Origin of the sequence: Streptomyces sp. NPDC029044 (assembly GCF_040637495.1) — a bacterium.
In the GTDB taxonomy this organism is placed as follows: Bacteria; Actinomycetota; Actinomycetes; order Streptomycetales; family Streptomycetaceae; genus Streptomyces.
Genome location: NZ_JBEZWN010000001.1, coordinates 368320 through 390297, shown reverse-complemented (window position 1 = coordinate 390297; position 21978 = coordinate 368320). Strand labels below are relative to the sequence as shown.

General features: G+C 73.2%; 19 protein-coding genes. 9 read left to right on the top strand and 10 right to left on the bottom strand.

Features of this window, described 5'->3' with window-relative positions; all coding sequences use genetic code 11:
* Positions 1-11: 11 nt before the first annotated feature.
* Positions 12-2051 carry a UvrD-helicase domain-containing protein gene (locus AB0E85_RS01830; protein WP_361921385.1) on the bottom strand — a complete coding sequence of 680 codons (2040 nt, stop codon included), beginning with the start codon at positions 2049-2051 and terminating at the stop codon, positions 12-14.
* A 297-nt stretch (positions 2052-2348) separates the two neighbouring features.
* Here AB0E85_RS01830 and AB0E85_RS01825 point away from each other — a divergent pair, with 297 nt between their 5' ends.
* Positions 2349-2537 (top strand): hypothetical protein, encoded by a 189-nt coding sequence (locus AB0E85_RS01825; protein WP_161366646.1) that lies wholly within the window; start codon positions 2349-2351, stop codon positions 2535-2537.
* A 19-nt stretch (positions 2538-2556) separates the two neighbouring features.
* On the opposite strand, the gene AB0E85_RS01820 is transcribed toward AB0E85_RS01825, so the two are convergent.
* Entirely contained in the window at positions 2557-4200 is a 1644-nt protein-coding gene (locus AB0E85_RS01820; RefSeq protein WP_361921383.1) for a DNA repair helicase XPB, read from the bottom strand.
* Between the two features lie 190 nt (positions 4201-4390).
* Between AB0E85_RS01820 and istB the strand changes: the two genes are divergently transcribed.
* A complete protein-coding gene (gene istB / locus AB0E85_RS01815) occupies positions 4391-5611 on the top strand; it encodes an IS21-like element helper ATPase IstB (protein ID WP_361921381.1) in 1221 nt (406 codons plus the stop codon).
* Here the strand turns inward: istB and AB0E85_RS01810 are convergent.
* From AB0E85_RS01810 to AB0E85_RS01800, 3 genes are all read right to left on the bottom strand, one after another.
* Positions 5589-5777 carry a hypothetical protein gene (locus tag AB0E85_RS01810; RefSeq protein ID WP_361921379.1) on the bottom strand — a complete coding sequence of 63 codons (189 nt, stop codon included), beginning with the start codon at positions 5775-5777 and terminating at the stop codon, positions 5589-5591. The two genes, istB and AB0E85_RS01810, sit on opposite strands and share 23 nt — an antisense overlap.
* 98 nt (positions 5778-5875) lie before the next feature.
* Positions 5876-6007, bottom strand: a complete 132-nt coding sequence (locus AB0E85_RS01805) for a hypothetical protein (RefSeq protein ID WP_257784341.1) — start codon at positions 6005-6007, stop codon at positions 5876-5878.
* A gap of 187 nt (positions 6008-6194) precedes the next feature.
* The gene (locus AB0E85_RS01800) at positions 6195-8735 is read right to left on the bottom strand and encodes a helicase C-terminal domain-containing protein (protein ID WP_361921377.1); all 2541 of its coding nucleotides are present in this window, start codon (positions 8733-8735) and stop codon (positions 6195-6197) included.
* A 154-nt stretch (positions 8736-8889) separates the two neighbouring features.
* On the opposite strand from AB0E85_RS01800, the gene AB0E85_RS01795 reads away from it, so the two are divergent.
* Together AB0E85_RS01795 and AB0E85_RS01790 are read left to right on the top strand one after the other, a co-directional pair.
* On the top strand, positions 8890-9879 hold the full coding sequence (locus AB0E85_RS01795) for a hypothetical protein (protein WP_361921375.1): 990 nt from the start codon (positions 8890-8892) through the stop codon (positions 9877-9879).
* A 100-nt stretch (positions 9880-9979) separates the two neighbouring features.
* The gene (locus AB0E85_RS01790; RefSeq protein WP_361921373.1) at positions 9980-10603 is read left to right on the top strand and encodes a haloacid dehalogenase-like hydrolase; all 624 of its coding nucleotides are present in this window, start codon (positions 9980-9982) and stop codon (positions 10601-10603) included.
* On the opposite strand, the gene AB0E85_RS01785 is transcribed toward AB0E85_RS01790, so the two are convergent.
* Positions 10582-10830, bottom strand: a complete 249-nt coding sequence (locus AB0E85_RS01785) for a hypothetical protein (RefSeq protein WP_031110609.1) — start codon at positions 10828-10830, stop codon at positions 10582-10584. The genes AB0E85_RS01790 and AB0E85_RS01785 overlap by 22 nt on opposite strands.
* A gap of 164 nt (positions 10831-10994) precedes the next feature.
* On the opposite strand from AB0E85_RS01785, the gene AB0E85_RS01780 reads away from it, so the two are divergent.
* Positions 10995-11378, top strand: coding sequence for a cold-shock protein (locus AB0E85_RS01780; protein ID WP_033312231.1), 384 nt, complete (start codon positions 10995-10997; stop codon positions 11376-11378).
* A gap of 5 nt (positions 11379-11383) precedes the next feature.
* Here AB0E85_RS01780 and AB0E85_RS01775 read toward each other — a convergent pair whose 3' ends face one another.
* The 4 genes from AB0E85_RS01775 to AB0E85_RS01760 all read right to left on the bottom strand — a co-directional run bounded on the left by AB0E85_RS01775 (position 11384) and on the right by AB0E85_RS01760 (position 14924).
* Positions 11384-12271, bottom strand: coding sequence for a 1,4-dihydroxy-6-naphthoate synthase (locus AB0E85_RS01775; RefSeq protein ID WP_361921370.1), 888 nt, complete (start codon positions 12269-12271; stop codon positions 11384-11386).
* Positions 12261-12971, bottom strand: coding sequence for a futalosine hydrolase (locus AB0E85_RS01770; protein WP_361921456.1), 711 nt, complete (start codon positions 12969-12971; stop codon positions 12261-12263). The genes AB0E85_RS01775 and AB0E85_RS01770 overlap by 11 nt, the downstream gene beginning before the upstream one ends.
* The gene (locus AB0E85_RS01765) at positions 12941-13414 is read right to left on the bottom strand and encodes a DUF2771 domain-containing protein (RefSeq protein WP_181361449.1); all 474 of its coding nucleotides are present in this window, start codon (positions 13412-13414) and stop codon (positions 12941-12943) included. The genes AB0E85_RS01770 and AB0E85_RS01765 overlap by 31 nt, the downstream gene beginning before the upstream one ends.
* A 76-nt stretch (positions 13415-13490) precedes the next feature.
* Positions 13491-14924 (bottom strand): MFS transporter, encoded by a 1434-nt coding sequence (locus AB0E85_RS01760; RefSeq protein WP_361921368.1) that lies wholly within the window; start codon positions 14922-14924, stop codon positions 13491-13493.
* 272 nt (positions 14925-15196) lie between these two features.
* On the opposite strand from AB0E85_RS01760, the gene AB0E85_RS01755 reads away from it, so the two are divergent.
* From AB0E85_RS01755 to AB0E85_RS01740, 4 genes are all read left to right on the top strand, one after another.
* Positions 15197-16123 (top strand): DUF3027 domain-containing protein, encoded by a 927-nt coding sequence (locus AB0E85_RS01755; RefSeq protein ID WP_361921366.1) that lies wholly within the window; start codon positions 15197-15199, stop codon positions 16121-16123.
* Positions 16124-16676: 553 nt separating this feature from the next.
* Entirely contained in the window at positions 16677-19811 is a 3135-nt protein-coding gene (locus AB0E85_RS01750) for a molecular chaperone Hsp90 (RefSeq protein ID WP_361921364.1), read from the top strand.
* Positions 19812-19995: 184 nt separating this feature from the next.
* The gene (locus AB0E85_RS01745; RefSeq protein WP_361921362.1) at positions 19996-20904 is read left to right on the top strand and encodes a hypothetical protein; all 909 of its coding nucleotides are present in this window, start codon (positions 19996-19998) and stop codon (positions 20902-20904) included.
* A 217-nt stretch (positions 20905-21121) separates the two neighbouring features.
* Entirely contained in the window at positions 21122-21976 is an 855-nt protein-coding gene (locus AB0E85_RS01740; protein WP_361921360.1) for a hypothetical protein, read from the top strand.
* The last annotated feature ends 2 nt before the right edge of the window (positions 21977-21978 follow it).

Below are 21978 nucleotides of genomic sequence, written 5' to 3'. Positions count from 1 at the left end.
GCGCTTGGGCCCTAAGCCAGTTGGTCCGGCAGCGGGGCCGTGTGGGTCACCGTCAGGCCCGATACCGCCCTCGTCAGGGCCACGTACAGGCGGCGCAGGCCCGTGCGTTCGTCCGGTTCGCCGTCGACCACCGCCCGGGGGTCGTCCAGGACCACGTAGTCGTACTCCAGGCCCTTCGCCAGGGACGCCGGGACCAGCGTCAGGCGGGTGTCCCGGGTGGTCTCCTCGCCGGGGCCGAGGTACGGGATGCCGGCCTCCGTCAGCGCCTCGGCCAGTTCGGGCACGCGGGCGTCCGCCGCGATCAGGCCCGTCGAGCCCTCGTGGCGGAGGGACACCCGGCAGGCGTCGACCACGTCCGCCGTCCCCGTCACCGGCCGGACCTCGAAGTGGCCCGGGTTCTCGCGGATCGAGACGACCGGGGTGAGGCCGGGGGCGATGTGCGGGAGCAGCCGGGAGGCGTACGTGATGACGTCCGTCGGGACGCGGAAGCCGGCCGTCAGTTCCTCCACCAGCGCGTCCTGCTTGCCGAGGTGCTCCAGTGCCTCCTGCCAGCTCCGGGTCGCCCAGGGCGTCGTGCCCTGCGCCAGGTCACCGAGGACGGTGGCGCTGCCGGTGGTGCAGCGGCGGCCGACCGCCCGGTACTGCATGGGGGAGAGGTCCTGCGCCTCGTCGAGGACGACGTGCCCGAGGGAGTGCGTGCGCTGGATCAGGTCGGTGGCCTCGTCGATCAGGACGGCGTCCGCGGGTGACCACTTGGCCGACTTCACGCTGCGCGCCGGCTTCGTCCAGAGGATCGCCTTCTGCTCGTCCCCGTCGAGGATGCCGTCGGCGTGGACGGCGAGGAACTCCGCGTCCGACAGCAGCCGCAGCACCAGCTTGGCCGGGTCGACGGCCGGCCAGACCGCCTTGACCGCCGCCTTGACCGCGCTGTTGCGGGCCACCGCGTCCTGCACCCGGTCGTCCGGCGCCTCACCCGACCGTTCCATCTGCACCAGCACGGCGTGCGCGATGCGCTGCGGCAGGGCCTCGCGGGCGGCGCCGTAGCGGATGTCGCGGTCTAGCAACTCGCGGACGATGTCCTCCAGTTCGTAGGCCGGTACCCGCCAGCGGCGGGAGCCGCGCACGACCACGACCGGCTCGGTGGGCATCGTGACGTGCGCGTAGAGGGCCCTGCGCAGCACCTGCGCCAGCCGGGCGTCGCCCTTGACCACGGCGGCCGTCGCGTCGTCCGCGCCCTTGATCTCGACGTGCGCGACGAGGTCGTCGACGGTGGCCTGCTGGACTGCCAACTCGCCCAGAGCGGGCAGGACTTGCTCGATGTAGTGCAGGAAGGACCGGTTCGGGCCGATGACCAGGGTGCCGGTGCGGGCGAGGCGCTCGCGGTGGGCGTAGAGGAGGTAGGCGACCCGGTGCAGGCCGACGGCGGTCTTCCCGGTGCCCGGGCCGCCCTGCACGCACACCGTGCCGGAGAGGCCGGAGCGGACGATCTCGTCCTGCTCGGGCTGGATCGTCGCGACGATGTCCCGCATCGGGCCGACACGCGGCCGCTCGATCTCCTGCTGGAGCAGCTTGCTGGTCCGTGCCGCCTCCCCCGGGTCCGACAGGTGCTCGTCCTCGTACGCCGTGAGGTCGCCGCCCGTGTAGCCGAAGCGGCGGCGCAGCGCGATGTCCATCGGGTCCTTCTTGGAGGCCCGGTAGAACGGCTGCGAGACCGGCGCGCGCCAGTCGATGACCATGGGGTCGCCGTCGTGGTCGTGCACGTGCCGTCGCCCGATGTAGAAGCGCTCACCCTCCGCGCCCTCGGCCCCCTCGGCGCCGGGGGCGTGCAGGTAGTCGAGCCGGCCGAAGAACAGCGGGGTGCCGCTGAGGTCGGCCAGCGCCTTGATGCGCTCCTCGATCTGGTGAGCCAGCGCCTCGGCGTTGACCCAGTTCGCGGTGACGTCGCTGATGTCGAGGGCCTCGACGCCCTCGCGCATGGCACGCAGGGCGGAACGGGACGCGGAAAGGTGGGAGCGCTCACGCGCGAGCGGGTCGTCGACGGGCGTGGACAAGGGGGTGCCTCCGGAGGGACCTGCGAAAGAGTGGGCGGTGAGATGCCGGCCGGTTTCCGTCCGGTCGGCGGCACTCCGTGAGGGAGGCGGGCAAGAGCGGAGATCTTAGAGGAGCGGGGGCGCCGGCCGCGAACGGTTTTCTGCGCCCTTCTCTACCGTCGCTCTTCCCTCATCCCCTAGGGGAAAGGGCCCTCCTCCCTGAGGGGGCCGGGTCGCCCCACGGGCGTACACGGACCACCGCACAGTTCGGCCCGGAGACCGACGCGGGCTTTACGGACGAAAACGCACCATGGAGACATGAGCGCAGCAACCATCTCCCCCGCCCCGGCACCGGGCCGCCCGCCCGGCGCCACCGCCGTGGCAGGCAGCCACCGCCACCGCCTCGGCGATGCCCTGCGCGCCGTGAAGGTCTTCGCGGGCGCAGCCTTCGACGTGGTCGTCCTCGGTCAGTACGGAGAGGAAGTCGGCGTGGTCCGCCGCAAGTGAGCGGACCGGCCCGGCCCCGTCAGCTCTCCGCCAGCAGCTCGTCCGCGTCCATGATCCGGTACGCGTAGCCCTGCTCCGCCAGGAAGCGCTGGCGATGGGCCGCGAAGTCCTGGTCGATGGTGTCCCGGGCGACCACGGAGTAGAAGTGCGCCTGGTGGCCGTCGGACTTGGGGCGCAGCACCCGGCCGAGGCGCTGGGCCTCCTCCTGCCGGGAGCCGAAGGTGCCCGAGACCTGGATGGCGACCGTCGCCTCCGGCAGGTCGATCGAGAAGTTCGCGACCTTGGACACGACGAGCACGCTGATCTCGCCCTCGCGGAAGGCGTCGAAGAGCTTCTCCCGCTGCGCGTTCGACGTCTCGCCCTTGATCACGGGCGCGCCCAGATGCTCCCCGAGCTCGTCGAGCTGGTCGATGTACTGGCCGATGACGAGGATCTGCTGCCCGGCGAACCGCCGCACGATCGCCTCGGTCACCTTCCGCTTCGTCGCGGTCGTCGCGCAGAAGCGGTACTTCTCCTCCGTCTCGGCCGTGGCGTACGCGAGCCGCTCGGAGTCGGTCAGGTTGACCCGGACCTCCACGCAGTCGGCGGGCGCGATGTAGCCCTGCGCCTCGATCTCCTTCCACGGCGCGTCGAACCGCTTGGGGCCGATCAGGGAGAACACGTCCGACTCGCGGCCGTCCTCGCGGACCAGGGTGGCGGTCAGGCCCAGCCGCCGCCGCGCCTGGAGGTCGGCGGTGAACTTGAAGACCGGCGCGGGCAGCAGGTGCACCTCGTCGTAGACGATCAGCCCCCAGTCCCGGGAGTCGAACAGCTCCAGGTGCGGGTAGACGCCCTTCCGCCGGGTCGTCAGCACCTGGTAGGTGGCGATCGTGACGGGCCGGATCTCCTTCTTCGTCCCGCTGTACTCGCCGATCTCGTCCTCGGTGAGCGACGTCCGCTTCACGAGCTCGTGCTTCCACTGCCGGGCGGAGACGGTGTTCGTGACCAGGATGAGGGTGGTCGACTTCGCCTGGGCCATCGACCCGGCGCCGACCAGCGTCTTCCCGGCGCCGCAGGGCAGGACGACGACGCCCGACCCGCCGTGCCAGAAGTTCTCCACGGCCTGCTTCTGGTACGGCCGCAGCGCCCAGCCGTCCTCGGCCAGCTCGATCGCGTGCGCCTCGCCGTCGACGTACCCGGCGAGGTCCTCGGCGGGCCAGCCGAGCTTCAGCAGCGTCTGCTTGATCTGCCCGCGCTCGGAGGGGTGCACGACGACCGTGTCCGGGTCGATACGGGCGCCGACCAGCGGCGTGATCCGCTTCGACCGGAGGATCTCCTCCAGCACCGGGCGGTCGGTGGTGGTCAGGACCAGCCCGTGCGCCGGGTGCTTGGACAGGGTGAGACGGCCGTAGCGGTCCATCGTCTCGGCGATGTCCACGAGCAGCGCGTGCGGCACCGGGTAGCGACTGTACTGCACGAGCGCGTCCACGACCTGCTCGGCGTCATGCCCCGCCGCGCGGGCGTTCCACAGGCCCAGCGGGGTCACGCGGTAGGTGTGGATGTGCTCCGGCGCCCGCTCCAGTTCCGCGAACGGGGCGATGGCCCGGCGGCAGTCGTCGGCCTGCTCGTGGTCGACTTCCAGGAGCAGGGTCTTGTCGGACTGGACGATCAGCGGACCATTCACGCGCGGCACCCTTTCTACGGCCGGAGGGCTCGGACGGCTCGACAGCGCGACGCCTCGGCCAAACGTCAAGTGTGCCTGATCCACCGCGTCAGGTGGTGTGATCTGTGCGTCCGGTCGTACTGAATGCCTATTCATCCCAACGTGTGGTGTGAATTCAGTTTTTCCATCGCGGCCCCGAAGAATGGCGAAGGTGCAGAATCCGACGACCACCACGCTCGGCTACGCCCTGTTCGCCACCCGCTGGCTCCAGGCCCCCCTGTACTTCGGGCTGGTGGCCGCCCAGGGCGTCTACGTCTACAAGTTCTTCAAGGAGCTGTGGACCTTAATCCTGATGTGCGTGAGCGGACACGCCACCGAGACGTACGTCATGCTCGCGGTGCTCAAGCTGGTCGACGTCGTCATGATCGCCAACCTGCTGATCATGGTGATCGTCGGCGGCTACGAGACGTTCGTCTCGCGCATCGGCCTCCAGGGCCACCGTGACCAGCCCGAATGGCTCTCGCACGTCAACTCCAACGTGCTGAAGGTCAAACTCGCCACGGCGATCGTGGGCATCTCCTCCGTGCACCTGCTCCAGATGTTCGTGGACGTCCACCACACCTCCCGGCACGCCCTGCTGTGGGGGACGGTGATCCACATGGCGTTCATCGCGTCGGCCGCGATCCTCGCCTACATGTCGGGCCCGATGGTCGCCCACACCGACCGCGGCCACGCCGACCGCGCACCGGCCGCGCCCGCGCAGGCCTCCGACCAGGGCGGCGGGCAGCACACGGAACCGGAATCCGGGAGGACCCCGGCCGCCGCCGTCCCCCCACAACCCGACCCCGACGCCGACGCCGAGGCACGGATCCGGGCCGCCGGGTTCCCGGCGCGCAAGGTGCTGGAGGAGTTCGACCAGCAGCATCCCCGCGGCTTCGACCGGGAGGTCCTCGCGCGGCTCGGCAAGGCGGACTTCGTCGACGCCCGGCGCAACGTGGTCTTCGTCGGGCCGCCCGGCACCGGCAAGACCCACCTGGCCGTCGCCCTGGGCGTGCGGGCCTGTCAGGCCGGGCACCGGGTGCTGTTCGCGACCGCCGCCGAGTGGGCCGCCCGGCTCTCCGAAGCCCGGGCCGCCGGCCGGCTCGACGCGGAGCTCCGCTCTCTCGACGATCACCCCCTCCTGATCGTCGACGAGGTGGGCTACACGCCCTGCGACGCGGCGACCGCGGGCCTGTTCTTCCAGCTCGTCGCACACCGCTACGAGCGGGCCTCACTGATCCTGACCAGCGACCGCCCGCTCGGCCGCTGGGACGAGGTCTTCGGCCCGTCCGCCCCGGCGCTGACCGACCGCCTCGCCCATCACGCCGAGATCGTGCGGCTGGACGGCGACAGCTACCGGACGCGCCGCGCTACTTCAGCGTGGGCAGACTGACGTTCTGCACGAGCGGGCCTTCGATGGAGACCCCCTCGGTGACCAGCGGCTCCACCGCGGTGACCGGCAGGGGCAGCGGCGGCGCGGAGGCCCCGGCGGCGGAGGGTGCGAGCACCCCCACGAGCGCGAGGGCACAGACGGCGACGGCGGGCAGGTTCTCACGCATGAGGACGGCAAGGCCTTTCCAGGACCGGGGGACGGGGGGCCGCACCGCGAGCCGGTCCGGGGCGCCCGGACCGGCCCGACGGGTGCGCGGGAGGGGGATCAGATCTGCGGTGTCTCCAGGACGAGGCCGGCGACATCGATGCTCACCGCGGAGGCCGGGGTGGCGAGCCCCCCGAACGTCATCAGGGCGGCGGTGGCGAGGACGGCGGCGACTCGACGGACAACGCGCATGCGGGGGACTTCCTTTCGGCGAAGCTCACAGGACACCCCGTGGCTGCCCCCGCGCACCCGGCGTGATGCGGCACGCCCGGGAAGGTCGCCCGAGCGGGGGACCTGCCCGGCGTGGCGTGCATGAACGCCCGCATGCACCCGAACGGGTGACAGCCCCGAGTCGCCGTCAGCCCGCCGCGAGTCGCCGTCAGTCCGCGTCGTCGGCGAGTTCGGCGACCCCGGTGATCCGGTGCAGCGGATACGTACGGACCTCGTCCGCGGTGTGGTCGTACGCCGTGACGAAGCCGCCCTCGACGCGGACCGGGGCGATGACCCGCTGGCTGGCGGCCCCCTCGGCGTTGACGTAGCCGATCCACAGGGCCTCGCCGGTGAGGACGGCGGCCTGCATGGTGGCCAGGGTCTCGGCGGCACCGGTGCGGGGCAGCTCGCCGTTGGCCGCCGGGGCCGTGCCGGGCTTGCGGGGGGTGGTGGAGGCGATGTCGCCGGCCCGGATGGCGCGCAGCGCGGCCGTGAGGAGGGTGTCGTCGGGGACCGGCGGGCCGTCCGGCACCGGCTCGGGCGCGGTGCGCGGCGGGGTGCGGTGGGCCAGGGCGCGGGTGATCAGCACGTCGCCCTCGGCGGACTCGGCGGCCGGCGCGAACCCCATCGCCCGCAGCCCTTCCAGGAGCCCCGCGGGGTCGGCCTGCGCGGCCAGCACGGTCGGGGCGAGCCGGCGCAGCCCGAGCCCGGCGGCCCGCTTGTCGGCGAGGATCTCGCTGAGCACCGCGTCGTCGTCGCAGCGCACGTACGCCGAGGCCGCGCCGACCCGGAGGTGTCCGTGCCGGCGGGCCACGTCGTCGATCAGGTACGCCAGCGGCTGCGGCACCGGCGTGCGGGAGTGCGCGGCGAGGAAGGCGTGCAGGTCGGAGGCGGCCTGCCCGGCGTCCAGCGCCCGCCGCACCGAGCCGGGCGTGAAACGGTAGACGGTCGCCCCGCCCTTGGACTCGACGTCCGCCAGCACGCCCAGCATGTCCGCGAGCGGCCGTTGCAGGGGGCCGGGCGCCACCGCCGTCAGGTCGGCCTGGAGCAGCACGTGGTCCAGCGGCTCGGGCAGCAGCGGTGCCAGCAGCCGGGCCGCGGCGGCCGAGGCGACGGCCTGCTCGGCGGGGGAGAGGGGAGCGAGCGGAGCGGGGCGGTGATGGTGGTGGACGGGCAGTTTGTCCCCCGGGCCGGACGGCTCCCCCTCCGGGCTCGGCGCCGGAGCCGCGGGCGCGCCCAGCAGCGCCCGGCCCTGGGCCGACAGCGCGCCCCGGCCCGTGACGCCCAGCAGCTCCGCCTCGGACAGGGCCCACTCGGCGAGCCGGCCGCGCAGGTCGTCCTCGCGCCGGTCGCCGCGCAGGGGCCGCTCCCAGCTCAGGCGGGCCAGCACCGATCCGGCGGCCGGAGCGGCGCCCTCCGGCAACCCGGCCAGCAGCGCCAGCACCCGGTGCCGCACCTCCGGCGCCGCCGAGCGGTCCAGGCCCGGCCCGAGCGCCGACAACGTGCGGTCCTTGGCGTCCCGACCGCCCACCAGACCGGCCGTCCGGGTCGCCGCGAGCCAGGCCGTGACCAGCCGCGACCAGCGCTCGGCGGGAGGCTGCTCCAGCCACTCGTCGTAGGCCGGGGTCGCCGCGTACCGCTCGTCGGCCTCGCCGTCCGAGGCGATCAGGCCCGCCGCGTACGCCAGCTCCACCCAGAACGCGGCGGCCGGCTCGGGCACGTCGAGGGCGACCGCGGTCCGCTTCAGGTCCCGCACGCTCAGCCCACCGGCCCGCAGCACCGCCGGCCCGCCCTCGTCCCAGTCCTTCAGCAGCTCCTCGACGGTCGCGAGCGCGGTGTAGGCCTGCCCGGCCGCGGCGCTGTCCACAACCTGGGGACGGTGGACGGCGGCCGCCTCCACGACCGGCGGCACCGGCTCGGGCGCCCGGTGCGCCAGGCCCCGCCGCAGGTGCAGGGCGACCTCGCGCGGCAGGACGACCGTCCCGGGTGCCGTCGGCAGCAGCAGTCCGCGGTCCAGCAGCCAGCGCAGCCGGGGCGCCGGGTCGGCGGTGACCTGCCCGTACGGCGGCCCCCACACCAGGCGTTCCAGCACGTCGAGGGAGTCGGCCGGGGCGTCGGCGAGCAGCGCGGACATCCGGGCCCGGTCCGTGAACAGCCCGGCCAGGGCGGTGACGGCGGAGACCGAGTCGTGCGTCGAGGCCAGTCCGGCGGCCCCGACGATCTCCTGGATCCGCCCCGGCGACATCCCGGCGGTGGCCTCCTGGACCGTCGGGCCGAGCCCGGTCGGCGAGGGGTGCTGCGGCGAGGGGGCGAGCAGCTCACGCGCCGTGCGGACCAGCCGGAGCCGGTCGTCGTCCCCCCACACCAGGGCCTGCTCGCGCAGCAGGCCGACGGCGTGCGGCAGGGCGGCGACCACGGCCGGGTCGGGGTCGTCCCCCGCCATGAGCCCGAGCAGTTCGCCGTAGGCCGCCGGGTCCGCCGCCACGGCCAGGGCCTCCGCCGTCTGGAGCGCGAACCGGTCCAGCCGCTCCAGGGCCCGCACGACCGAGGCACGGGTGCCGGCGCGGGTGGCGAGCTGGGTGAGGTCGGTGGGGACGGGTGTGATGAGATCCGGGCGGCTGCGCAGGAGCACGCCCAGCGCGGCGTCGCCCCGCGCGCGGAGCGCTTCCGCGAGGGAGCGGGGGGCCGGGGGCCTGTCCTCGGTGCTCATCCGGTCCACGGTAGCGGGTCGCCCCCGGAGGCCGGGCCGACTGTGAGCCGCTTCGCCTCCCCCGAACGCGGGACGGGCTTTGGCCGCCCCGCGGGTGCTCGCGGTACCGTCGTCCGACGGCGTCACGCAACGCACCCGCCCCGGAGGGGACTTCGTGGGGATTGAGAGCGACCAGGTCGTTTACGAGTATCTGAGCCGCGTCGGCGACGTGGCCCAGCAGCGGCAGTTGTCGTCGGCCACCCGTATGCGACTGGTCGCGGACCTGCGCAACGAGATCGACAAACGCCGTGCGAAGGCCACCGTCGACTCACCCGCCGCCGTCCGCCGCATCCTGTCGCGGCTGGGCAGCCCCGACGACATCGTGACCGCCGCGGCGGGCGGCGCCGCCGGGGAGCCGCGCGACGCCGCTCCCGCCTCCGTCCCCGTGCAGCGCGAGGCAGAACCGCAGGAGCGGGCGAAGGGCGTCATGCGGCGTGTCGTACCGCGTCCCCGCCCGGCACGGTCCGCCGAGGAGCCGCAGCCCGCGCCCTCCGACGGCCCGGCCCCGCCGCATCTGGCCGCCGGGCACGAGCTGGGCGACAGCGCGGTCCAGCCGGACTGGTGGCGGGTGGACAGCAGCCCCTTCGGCGTGGGTGACGAGGTGCCGGGCTTCGTGGGCGGCGTGGAGCTGCCGGAACTGCTGAAGCCGCCGGCGCCGCGGAAGGCGGAGAAGGAGAAGCCGGACACGGAGGAAGCGGAGCCGGTCGTCGAGGCGGCGGAGGTGGCCGAGCAGGGGGGCCGGCGCCGTCTCCCGCGCCTGTCCGCCGGGAGCTGGAGCAACCCGCTCCTGCTGATCGCCGCGGGCCTGCTCGTCGCCGGTGCCGTGCTCGGCAACTGGTTCGTCCTCCTGCTCGGCTGGCTCATCGCGTACGCGTCCCGCCGCCTGACCCCGGCCGAGACGAAGTGGGCGGTCGTGATCCTGCCCGGCCTCTCCGTGGCGGGGGGCCTGGTGTGGCTGTGGGGCCGGATGAACGGCCGCTGGGGCGACCCGATCGCCGAGGGGCACATGAACGCCGCGGTGGCGCAGGCCTGGCCGTGGGTGGTGCGCGCAGCGGCGGTGGCGTCGGCGCTGTTCCTGGTGTGGCGTTCCCAGCGCTCGCGCTGACCGGTCACGGCGCTTCCTTCGGCCGGCCACGGGCGCCGGTCACGGCGCTCCCGCCGGCCGGCCACGGGCCGACGTCTGCCGTTCACCCCGCCTGGGCACAATGGCCGATATGGCACTCACCGTCGGCTTCGACCTCGACATGACCCTCATCGACTCCCGGCCCGGTATCCGCGCCTGCTACCAGGCACTGTCCGAACGCACGGGCACGTACATCGACGCCGACCTGACGGTCACGCGGCTCGGGCCGCCGCTGGCCGACGAGCTGATCAACTGGTTCCCTGCCGAGGAGATCCCGGCCATGGCGGACCTGTACCGGGAGATGTACCCGACCATCGCCATCACCGCGACCCCGGCCCTGACCGGCGCGCGGGAGGCCATCGCGGCCGTACGGGAGGCCGGCGGACGCGCGATAGTCGTCACCGCCAAGTACGAGCCCAACGCCAAACTGCACCTCGCCCACCTGGGCATCGAGCCCGACGCCGTCATCGGCGACCTGTGGGCCGAGCAGAAGGCGGAGGCGCTGCGCGAGCACGACGCGGGCGTCTACGTCGGCGACCACGTCGGGGACGTCCGCGGTGCCCGGGCCGCCGGGGCCCTCTCGGTCGCGGTGGCGACCGGTCCCTGCCCCGCGGAGGAACTGCGGGCCGCGGGCGCGGACGTCGTCCTCACCGATCTGACCGAATTCCCGCGGTGGCTTTCGGACTACCGTCCCGCGCGCGCTTGACGGCGTCCCGCCGCCACGGAACGCAGCACTCCCGCGCCGGCCATCAGGAATCCGACTGCCATGAGCATGCTCAATCCGAACATGTACGTCGGAAAGGGCGTCGTCCCGAGGAACAACGGGGCGACCGTGACCAGTGTGGCCAGGGCGCCGATGAAGAAGACGACGGCTCCGGCACGGACCAGGCGGTCACCGGGAGCGGCGGAATTCGTTTGGGTTTTGTCACGCACCCGACCAGGGTAGTTCCCAGCGCGAAGGAACAACCGGGTGACGTCTTGTCACCGGCTGCAAGAGCATTAGCCTGGGTACCGGCGGGTCCGTACGACCCGCCCGAGTGCTATCAAGAGCCGTTTCCAGAAGCAGTTTTCCGACGAGTACGAGGACGAGGACAGACGTGCCTACCGGCAAGGTCAAGTGGTTCAACAGCGAGAAGGGCTTCGGCTTTCTCTCCCGCGACGACGGCGGTGACGTCTTCGTCCATTCCTCCGTCCTGCCCGCCGGAGTCGACACGCTCAAGCCGGGTCAGCGCGTGGAGTTCGGCGTCGTCGCCGGACAGCGCGGCGACCAGGCACTGTCCCTGGCGATCCTGGACCCGACCCCGTCCGTCGCCGCCGCGACCCGCAAGAAGCCCGACGAGCTGGCCTCGATCGTCCAGGACCTGACGACGCTCCTGGAGAACATCACGCCGATGCTGGAGCGGGGCCGCTACCCCGAGAAGACCGCCGGCAAGAAGATCGCCGGTCTGCTGCGCGCGGTCGCCGACCAGCTGGACGTCTGAAGGCCTCAGGGAAAACGCAGCGCGTCCGGGCCGAGGGGCGGGACGAGCCCTTCGGCCGCCGCGCGGGTGAGCAGCCCGCGCACGGCCGCGTAGCCGTCCTCGCCGAGGCCGGCGGTGAACTCGTTGACGTACAGCCCGATGTGCTGGTCCGCGACGGCCGGGTCCATCTCCTGGGCGTGCTCCATGACGTACGGGCGGGACACTTCGGGGTCGTCCCAGGCGGCGCGCACGGACGTGCGGATGGAGTCGGCGAGCAGCCGCAGCTTCTGCTCGCCCAGCGACCGCTTGGCGATGATCGCGCCCAGCGGGATCGGCAGCCCGGTGGTGTCCTCCCAGTGCTCGCCCATGTCGGCGAGCTTGTGCAGCCCGTAGTTCCGGTACGTGAAGCGCGCCTCGTGGATGACGAGGCCCGCGTCGACCTTGCCGTCCCGCACGGCCGGCATGATCTCGTGGAACGGCATGACGACGATCTCGCCGACCCCGCCCTCCAGCATGTCCGCGGCCCACAGGCGGAACAGCAGATAGGCGGTGGACTTCTCACTGGGCACCGCGACGGTCCGCAGGGTGAGTCCCCCAAGCTCTCGGCTTCGCTCGAGCAGGGAGGTGCCCCCACCATCCGCCTCCCGCGTCAGCACCAGCGGCCCGCAGCCCCGCCCCAGCGCGCCCCCGCAGGGCAGCAGGGCGTAGTCGTCCAGGACGTAGGGCAGTACCGCGTACGACACCTTCAGCACGTCGAACTCGCCGCGCTCGGCCATGCCGTTGGTGACGTCGATGTCGGCGAAGGTCACGTCGAGGGCGGGAGCACCCGGCACGCGGTCATGGGCCAGGGCGTCGAAGACGAAGGTGTCGTTCGGGCAGGGCGAGTAGGCGATCTGCAGCTGCTCAACTGTCATGCCGGTTCCAACTCTCCAGTACGGGCGTGAGCTTCCCGAACCCCTCGGTCAAGGCTGCCAGAGCCTCCGGGATGCGCCAGGCGGCGCGGTCCCTCGGCCCGACGGGATTGGAGATCGCCCGGATCTCCAGCACGGGCACCCCCTGCGACGCGGCGGCCTCGGCGACGCCGAAGCCCTCCATGGCCTCGGCGAGGGCGGTGGGGTGCCGCTCCCGCAGCGCGGCGGCCCGGATGGCCGTCCCGGTGACCGTCGACACCGTGAGCACGGCCCCGGTCCGGGCCCCGGCGGCGCCGGCGACCCGTCGTACGAGATCCGCGGGCGGCTGATGCCTGACGGTCCCGAAACCGAGCTCGGTGACCGGCACGAACCCGTCCTCGGTCTCGGCCCCCAGATCGGCGGCGACGATCCCGTCCGCGACGACGAGCGACCCCACCGGAGCCTCCGGCTGGAACCCGCCTGCGATCCCGGCGGACACGACGAGGCGGTACGGCTCGCCCCGCAGGGCGGCGGCGGTGAGGGCGGAGGCGGTACAGGCAGCCGCGAGAGCGGGCCCGACACCGACGGCGATCACCTCGATGCCACTGTCACCGGGGCAAGCCCCGGCCACCGCGTCCCGCTCCACGGGAACGGCGGTGGCGACAAGGACCCTGCCGAGCCCAGCGGCAGCGATCAGGCGTCCTTCTTGAGCTTGAAGTTCCAGAGGCCGGACGCGTCCTTCTCGCCCTCCTTGATGGAGACCAGCGTCGAGTTGCCCTGCGCGCCGTACTGGGCGTTGAAGAACACGCTGCCCGGGATCGTGCGGTAGGTCTTCGTGCTGGAGTCGGTCAGCGGCTGACCGTTCATCAGGATCGTCCAGCCCTTGTCGGCGATCTCCGGGTCGACACCGAAGCGCACGGTCTCGTCGGGGTCGACGGAGATGCTCTTGATGCCCTTGTCCTTCAGGCACCCGGCGAGATCGGACTGCTTCAGGGCGTCGCCTTCGCCACCGCAGGTGGCCTCGGAGTTCACCGAGTCGCTGCCCACGGTGACCGTGGCCATCGGCGTCGGCTTGTCACAGGCCGACAGGACGAGCAGTCCGGCGGATACGACGCCGGCGACGGCGACGGCGCGGCGGCGTCGCACAACGGATTGCAACGTGTTCATGGGCGAAGGCTATCGGGCCCGCCGGTCGCACCGCCCACGTGGGGTACGGCAGCCTCGCAGATCCATCAGAAGGGCCCTACGCCACCCGCGCCCGCCCCGTGCCCCCGCGCCGGGCCGAGCCCAGCAGCCCCCGCACGGTCGTCAGCCACCCGGCGCCGACGATCGCCGCGCCCACCGCCAGCCCGGCCGTGCCGTTGAGCGGCATCACGATGCCGACCGCCCCGCCCAGCACCCAGGACATCTGGAGCAGCGTCTCGGAACGCGCGAACGCCGACGTCCGGACCAGTTCGGGCACGTCCCGCTGGATCAGCGCGTCCAGGGAGAGCTTGGCCAGGGCCTGGGCGAACCCGGCGACGGCGGCCAGCGCGGCCACCAGGACCGCGCTGAAGAACACCGCGGCCGTGATCGCCGCGCCCGCCACGCAGGCCACGACCGTCACGATGATGATCTCCGGCGCCCGGGAACGCAGCCACGCCCCGACGGCCGTGCCGAGCGCGTTGCCCACCCCCGCCGAGACGGCCACTATCCCCAGCGACACCGCGGCGCTCTGGCCGGAGACCGGGTGCTCGCGCAGCAGGAACGCCAGGAAGAAGATCAGGAACCCGGTCAGGCAGCGGATGGCGGCGTTGGCGGCCAGGGCGTGGGTGACGGCCGGGCCGACCGTGCGCAGCCCGGGGCGCTTGACCGGCCGCCGGTGCGGGCCGTGCAGGTGCTGTTCGTCCGCCGCCAGCAGGGCGCGGTCCTCGCCCTTGGCGGAGTCGACCTTCGGCGGCAGCGTGAACGACAGGATCGTTCCCGCCACGAAGAGCACGAAGGCGCCGTACAGCGGGTAGCGCGGGCCGATCTGCTGGAGTCCGGCGCCGATGGGCGCTGCGATGCCGGTGGCGAGGAGACCGCCGAGGGTGACGCGCGAGTTGGCCTTCACCAGGGAGAAGCGCGGCGGCAGCAGCCGGGGCACGACGGCGCTTCTGACCACGCCGTACGCCTTCGAGGAGACGAGGACGCCGAGCGCGGCCGGGTACAGCTCCAGGCCGCCGCTGACGACCGCGCCGGACAGGACGATCGCGAGCAGCGCCCGGGCCAGCATCGCGCCGGCCATCGCGGCGCGGCGGCCGTGCGGGACACGGTCGAGGAGCGGGCCGATCACGGGCGCGAGGAGGGTGAAGGGCGCCATGGTGATGGCGAGGTACAGGGCGACGCGGCCGCGGGCCTCGTCGGTGGGCACGGAGAAGAAGACGGTGGAGGCGAGGGCGACCGTGATCATGACGTCGCCGGCGCCGTTCACGCCGTGCAGTTCGATCAGCTTGCCGAGGCCGGACTCGCCGGCGCCGTGCGCGTGGGTCGCCTTGCGGATGCCGCGGGCGGTGCCGGTCACGGGGAAGTGCAGGGCACGGCCGACCGCACGGAGGGAGCCGCCCAGACGGCCCGGTCCGTTCAGTCGGCTGCTTCCCTTGACCCCTTTCGACCCACCGGTCCCGGTGGCGCCCGGGGGTGTCTTCGCGGCTGCCACGTCGTCATAGTGCCCCGATAAGGCTGTGGGTAGTGCCATTACCGCTTGTATAGGGCCTGTGGGGTGACTGTCCGGGGCGCCGGCTCGCGGTCCGGCGGACGGCGCAACAGGACCGTCGGTGTACGCGACGTGGGGCGGAAGGGTAGCGTGCGTATCTCAGCCATCCCGCAAAATGGATGAAGGATGTCGACGCGGTCCCCCGGTCCGCTCCGTCCGCCCCCGCGCTGGGAGTGGCGCACTCGTGAGACGGCGTATGGAGAGAAGCGATACCTGTGAGCGCAGCGACAACGCGAAGCCGCACCCCTGACCGCCTGTGCGCCGAGGCCGTCGACCTCGCGCGCGCCGCAGCCGAGGAGGCCGCCGCGCCGGGAATCGTCGGGGAACACGTGGGCGTGGTCTCCGAGGGGGACCGCGTGGTCACCCACTTCTTCCAGTGCCTGGAGCTCGGCTACCGCGGCTGGCGCTGGGCCGTGACGGTGGCCAGGGCGTCCCGCGCGAAGATCGTCACGGTGGACGAGGCGGCCCTGCTGCCCGGCCCGGACGCGGTGCTGGCCCCCGAGTGGGTGCCGTGGAGCGAGCGGCTGCGTCCCGGCGACATGGGGCCGGGCGATCTGCTGCCCACCGACGCCGAGGACCTCCGGCTGGAGCCGGGCTACACGGGCGAGGACGAGCCGGCACCCAAGTCCCCCGTGTCGCACGAGATGGCCGACCTGGTCGAGGCGGAGGACGCGGACCTCACCGCGGGCCCCCCGTCCGGCTTCAGCCTCGCCCCCTCCCGGGGCTCGATCCCGGCGGTCGCCGAGGAACTGGGCATGCGCCGGGCCCGCGTCCTGTCCCGCTACGGCCTGCACACCGCGGCCGACCGCTGGGAAGAGGCGTTCGGCCCCAAGACGCCCATGGCCCAGTCGGCCCCCGCCGCCTGCGTCAGCTGCGGCTTCCTCGTCCCCATCGGCGGCTCCCTCGGCCAGGCCTTCGGCGCCTGCGCCAACGAGTTCTCCCCGGCCGACGGCCGTCTGGTCTCCCTCGCCTACGGCTGCGGCGGCCATTCCGAGGCCGCCGTCATGCCCCGGCCGCCCCAGCCGCCCGCCCCGGTCATCGACGAGACCCGGGTCGATCCCTTCCCGCTGCGCCCGGCCCCGGACTCGGGCTCGGTGACGCCGACGGCGGACCAGGACACGGAGGAACTGGGGCACTCGTAGTCCCACCGACGACCGGCCCGGCGACAGCGGGTTTCGTACGCTGCCGGGCCGTAGGCGGCCCGCCCGGCACTGCGTCCCGTGCGCTGCCGGGCCGGAGGCGGTCCGCCCGGTTTCGGGGTCAGTGCCCGGCCGGGCCGTCGAGGCGGTTGGCCCGGCAGCGGGGTCCACACGCCGCCGGTCCATCGGGGTTCGCTCGGGTGGGGTGCCGTGCGCCGTTGAGTGATCGGGCGGTTCGTGCGGGCGGCGTCCCGTGCGCTGCCGGGCCGTTGCGGCCCGCACGGTTTCGGGGTCAGTGCCCGGCCGGGCCGTCGAGGCGGTTGGCCCGGCAGCGGGGTCCGCCGGTCGCCGACCCGTGGGGGTTCGCTCGGGTGAGGGCCGGGTGCCGCTGGGTCGTCGGGGGGCGCTCGCGGCTGGGGGCGTGCGCGGCCGAGTCGTCCGCGGTCGCCCGGGCAGGGGTCCGGTCGCCCTCGGCCGTCCGCGTCGGGCGGGGGCACGGTGGGGGCTTCCCAGGCGGTACCTTCGTCCTCACGTCCACGAGGAGAAGGAACGGAACGTGAGCAGCAAGTTCGTGCGGCCCGCCGCCGAGGGGGCCGATCCGTTCGGTACCGCCCGTCTGCGGCGCGGTGTCCTCGACGCCTGGGCCACCAGCCCCGCCCGGTTCCGTGAGGACGCCAACGCCGAGGAGGACCTCGTCCTCGGCGGCTACCGCGACCGGCTCGTCGTGGAACTCGCCCAGAACGCCGCCGACGCCGCGGCCCGCGCCGGGGCGTCGGGGCGGTTGCGGCTCACCCTGCGCGACGGGGTCCTCGTCGCCGCCAACACCGGCGCCCCGCTGGACGCGGCCGGCGTCGAGTCGCTGTCCACGCTGCGGGCCTCGGCCAAGCGGGACCCACGCGACACGTCTTCCGTGGGGCGGTTCGGTGTCGGCTTCGCCGCCGTGCTCTCCGTCACCGACGAGCCCGCCGTCGTCGGCCGGCACGGCGGTGTCCGGTGGTCCCTCGCCGAGGCCAGGGCACTGGCCGCCGAGACCGCCCGGCACAGCCCCGGCCTCGGGGACGAGGTCCGGCGGCGCGACGGCCACGTGCCCCTGCTGCGGCTGCCGTACGCCGCCGAGGGCACCGCCCCCGCCCCGTACGACACCGCCGTCATCCTGCCGCTGCGGGACGCGGCCGCCGCCGATCTCGCCGAGCGGCTCCTGCGGGCCGTCGACGACGCCCTGCTGCTCACCCTCCCCGGACTCGAAGAGCTCGTCGTCGAGATCAACGGGGAGAGCCCGCGGACCCTCACCCGCCGCACCGACGGTGCCTTCACCGTCGTCGACGACTCCGCCCACGGCGTCACCCACTGGCGCACCGCCGCCGCCCACGGCCCTCTCACCCCCGACCTCCTCGCCGGCCGGCCCGTCGAGGAGCGGCTGCGGCCCCACTGGTCCGTCACCTGGGCCGTGCCCGTGGACAGCGACGGCAGCCCGGCCAGGCCCCGCACCAGCGCGGTCGTGCACGCCCCCACCCCGAGCGACGAACCGCTCGGCGTCCCGGCGCTGCTCATCGCCTCGTTCCCGCTGGACTCCACCCGCCGGCACGCCGCCCCCGGCCCGCTGACCGACTTCCTCGTCCGACGCGCGGCCGACTCCTACGCCGAACTCCTCGGCGCCTGGCGGCCGGTGACCACCGGGATCATCGACCTCGTGCCCGGCCCGCTCGGCCGGGGCGAGCTGGACGGCGCCCTGCGCCAGGCGATCCTGGAGCGGCTGCCGCGCACCGCGTTCCTCCCGCCCGCCGTCGAGCCGCACACGGAGGACGGCGAGGAGGTGCCCGAGTCGCTGCGGCCCCGGGACGCCGAGATCGTCGAGGGTGCCGGCGCGGACACCGTGCGGGTGCTCGCCGAGGTGCTGCCCACCCTCCTGCCCGCCGGGCTGGAACGGCGCGCCGAGCTGCGCACCCTGGGCGTCGCCCGCGTCCCGCTGACCGACGCGATCGACCGCCTCGCCGGGCTGGAGAAGGACCCCGGCTGGTGGCGGCGGCTCTACGACAGCCTGGCCGGGATCGACCCGGACCGCCTGTCGGGCCTCCCGGTCCCGCTGGCCGACGGCCGGACGACCATCGGGCCCCGGCAGATCCTGCTGCCCGGCACGGAGACCGGGCGGATCGACCCCGAGGTGCTGGCCCGGCTCGGCCTCAAGGTCGCCCACCCGGACGCCGCCCACCCCCTCCTGGAGAAGCTCGGCGCCCTGCCCGCGACCCCACGGGCCGTCCTCACCACCCCGCAGGTCCGGGCCGCCGTCGCCGCGTCCCTGGACGACGACGGCGGGGTGAACTGGGAGGAGGACTCCCTCGACGCCGAGGAACTGGCCGACACCGTCCTCGCGTTGGTGCGGGACGCCGCTCTGGAGCCCGGTGACGAGCCCTGGCTCGGCGCGCTCGCCCTGCCCGACGAGGACGGCGAACCGGCCCCGGCCTGCGAACTGGTCTTCCCCGGCGGCCCGTTCGCCCAGGTCATGCGCGAGGGTGAACTGGCCTGCGTGGACGCCGAACTGGCCGAGAAGTGGGGCGAGCAGCCGCTCGCCGCGTGCGGTGTCCTGGTGAACTTCGCGGTCGTCCGCGCCACCGACGTCGTCCTCGACCCGGACGAACTGGAGCCTCGCGACGGCGACTTCGCCGAGCCGGACGACGCGGGACTGCTGGACGCCGTCGACGTGTGGTGCGAGGACATCCTCGACCGCTTCCCGGACAGCCCGGTGCCGCCGGTCGCCACCGAGATCGTCGCCGTCCGGGACCTCGACCTCGTCGACGAGGACAAGTGGACACAGGCCCTGACGCTGCTGTCCCGGCCGCCCCTGCGGGACGCCATCGTGCAGCCCGTGCGGATCCTGCTGCCGGACGGCACGCACGAGGTCGTCCGGCCGTACACGGCGTGGTGGCTGCGCGGGAACCCCGTCCTCGACGGCCGCCGCCCGGCCGGCCTGCGGGCCTCCGGCGGCGACCCACTGCTGCGCGGGCTCTACGACGAGGCCGACGCGACCGGGTTCGAGGACGAACAGGTGCTGCGGGCGCTGGGGGTGCGCACCTCCGTCGCCGCGCTGCTGGACGAGCCCGGCGGCGCCGCCGAACTGCTCGACCGGCTCGCCGACCCCGAACGGGAGGTGACAGGTGCTCAACTGCACGCCCTGTACGGGTCGCTGGCCGAGCTGGACCCGGAGCAGGTGACCCTGCCGGACGACCTGCGGGCCGTCACCGACGGCCGGGTGGAGGTCGTCGACGCGGCCGACGCCGTGGTGTGCGACTCGCCCGACCTGCTGCCGTTCACCGAGGGCGTGCCGCTGCTTCCCGTGCCGCCGTCCCGTGCCGCCGAACTGGCCGACCTGTTCCAGGTGCGGCGGCTGAGCGAGTCCGTCAGCGGGGAGGTCACGTCCGAGGGCACCGAGCACGACGTCCCGGAGCCGGTGCGGGTGCTGCTCGGCCGGCGGACCCCGTCCTCCTACGTGGAGCACGAGGAACTCGTCGTCGACGGCGTGGAGATCGACTGGCGGCTCACCGACGACGGCGTCCTGCACGCGGCCACCCTGGAGGGCGTCGCCGCGGGACTCGCCTGGGCGGCGGGGCAGTGGCCGCGGCGGTTCGAGGTGGCGGCCCTGCTGGAGGACCCGTCCCGGACGGAGGAGCTGGCGCGGGACCGGTGGTTCGACTGAGCCGTTCGGCCGATCCGGGGCAGGCGTACGGCCGTTGATGAAAACTTCCGCACAAATTTTTCACCAGTCGTACAACCAAGCGCATCCCTCAGGAATCTGATCACGTGAGTCAACAGACTCCACGATCACTTGGGCCCCGAGAGCCGACGACGAGCACCGGGGCCCCTCTCCACCTGGAGAACGCATGCGTATCCGAGCCACTGTGGCCGCCGTCACCGGCGCCCTGGCCCTTTCCGCCCTCGCCGTGCCGGCCGCGCAGGCCGCGGAGCCGAAGGTTCCCGCGGACATCGCCGCCGCCAGCGAGGTCCTCCACGCCGACTCCGGCCGGTCGGCCTTCGCCGGCGCCGTGGACGGCGAGGCGATCGCCCTGAACGCGACCTTCTCCAACGTGAAGGTCAACAACGGCAAGAACATCGCCGTCGGCACCACCAACCTGGTCAAGGTCCCCGTCTCCTTCACCCTGACCCACGGTCAGGAAGTGGACATCCACGCCGCGGACTTCTTCGCGGGTGTCGAGCTGTACCGCGGTGCCTCGTTCGAGGAGACGGCGTTCTTCTTCGACAGCAACGACGCGACCTGCACGGACTCCTCCGCGACCGTCGCCAGCTGCAAGGCCACCGTCGAGATCGACCCGTACGCGCTGCTGAACGAGGACGCCGGCTCCTGGAAGGCCGCCGCGTTCGCGGTCGCGTTCAACGGCGAGGACCCGGAGAACCCGAACCTGGACAACGTCGGTGTCGCGGTGAAGGACCCGACGAACTCCTTCAAGCTCCAGCGCTACTCCAAGCTGACGGTCAACGCCTCGCCCGAGCCGGTGAAGAAGGGCAAGACCATCACGGTCACCGGCAAGCTGTCCCGTGCCAACTGGGACGACAACAAGTACCACGGCTACACCAACCAGTCGGTGAAGCTCCAGTTCCGCAAGAAGAGCTCCAACACCTACACCACGGTGAAGACCATCAAGTCCAACTCCACGGGCGAGCTGAAGACCACCGTCAAGGCCTCGACGGACGGCTACTTCCGCTACTCCTTCGCGGGCACCACGACGACCCCGGCGGTCAACGCCGCGGGTGACTTCGTCGACGTGCGGTAACACCGCCCCGAGCGAGCGTCCACGCGACGACACCGCCGGTCCCGGAGCCATGCCGGGGCCGGCGGCGCCGTTTCCGGGGCGCCGATGCCACGCATGTGTCAAACGTTGCGGATGAGACGGCAAAACCCGGTCCGCGCCCTACAACCCCGCGACGCGCTCGTGGATCTGATCGCGTGAGTCAACAGACTCCTAGATCACTTCTCCACCTGGGGAACACATGCACATCCGAGCCACCGTGGCCGCCGTCGCCGGCGCCCTGGCCCTCTCCGCCCTCGCCGTGCCGGCCGCGCAGGCCGCGGACGCCCCGTCCGGCAAGCAGGCCTTCAGCTCCGCCGCGGCCGACGCGGGCGCGGCCACCACCGCGTCGACCCTCGACGTCACCTTCTCCAACGTGAAGGTCAACAGCGGCAAGAACATCGTCGTCGGCACCACCAACGTGGTGAGCGTGCCGGTCACCTACACCGTGACCCACGCCGCGGACCTCGACACCGGCTCCGACAACTTCGCCACCGGCCCGCTGATCTACCACGGCTCCTCGGTGGACAACGCGGACAACCTCTTCATCAGCGACGACCCGGCCACCTGCACCGCCGCCTCGTCCACCGTCCTCAACTGCAAGGGCGTCATCAACATCCGCCCGGCCGACGGCGACCTGTACAACTCCGACGCCGGCACCTGGGGCGCCGGTGCCCTCGCCGTCACCAGCAACGACGAGGAGAAGATGCAGGGCGGCCTGGGCACCACCAAGGTCCAGCGCTACTCCAAGCTGACGGTCAACGCCGGCCCCGAGCCCGTCTACAAGGGCAAGACGATCACGTCCACCGGCAAGCTGTCCCGCGCCAACTGGGAGGACAACGCCTACCACGGCTACACCAACCAGCCGGTCAAGCTCCAGTTCCGCAAGGCGGGCACCAGCACGTACACCACGCTCAAGACGGTGTACTCCGACAAGTACGGCAACCTGAAGGCCACCGCCACCGCCCAGTACGACGGCTACTGGCGCTTCAGCTTCGCCGGCACGACGACCACCCCGGCGGTCAACGCCACGGGCGACTACGTCGACGTGAAGTAGCT

What these genes read in the sequence shown, in the direction of transcription:
- AB0E85_RS01825 (WP_161366646.1), top strand. Translation starts at nt 2,349, where the DNA reads ATGAGCGCAGCAACCATCTCCCCCGCCCCGGCACCGGGCCGCCCGCCC.
- AB0E85_RS01810 (WP_361921379.1), bottom strand. Translation starts at nt 5,777, where the DNA reads ATGCGTGAGAACCTGCCCGCCGTCGCCGTCTGTGCCCTCGCGCTCGTG.
- AB0E85_RS01805 (WP_257784341.1), bottom strand. Translation starts at nt 6,007, where the DNA reads ATGCGCGTTGTCCGTCGAGTCGCCGCCGTCCTCGCCACCGCCGCCCTG.
- AB0E85_RS01800 (WP_361921377.1), bottom strand. Translation starts at nt 8,735, where the DNA reads ATGAGCACCGAGGACAGGCCCCCGGCCCCCCGCTCCCTCGCGGAAGCG.
- AB0E85_RS01790 (WP_361921373.1), top strand. Translation starts at nt 9,980, where the DNA reads ATGGCCGATATGGCACTCACCGTCGGCTTCGACCTCGACATGACCCTC.
- AB0E85_RS01775 (WP_361921370.1), bottom strand. Translation starts at nt 12,271, where the DNA reads ATGACAGTTGAGCAGCTGCAGATCGCCTACTCGCCCTGCCCGAACGAC.
- AB0E85_RS01765 (WP_181361449.1), bottom strand. Translation starts at nt 13,414, where the DNA reads ATGAACACGTTGCAATCCGTTGTGCGACGCCGCCGCGCCGTCGCCGTC.
- AB0E85_RS01745 (WP_361921362.1), top strand. Translation starts at nt 19,996, where the DNA reads ATGCGTATCCGAGCCACTGTGGCCGCCGTCACCGGCGCCCTGGCCCTT.
- AB0E85_RS01740 (WP_361921360.1), top strand. Translation starts at nt 21,122, where the DNA reads ATGCACATCCGAGCCACCGTGGCCGCCGTCGCCGGCGCCCTGGCCCTC.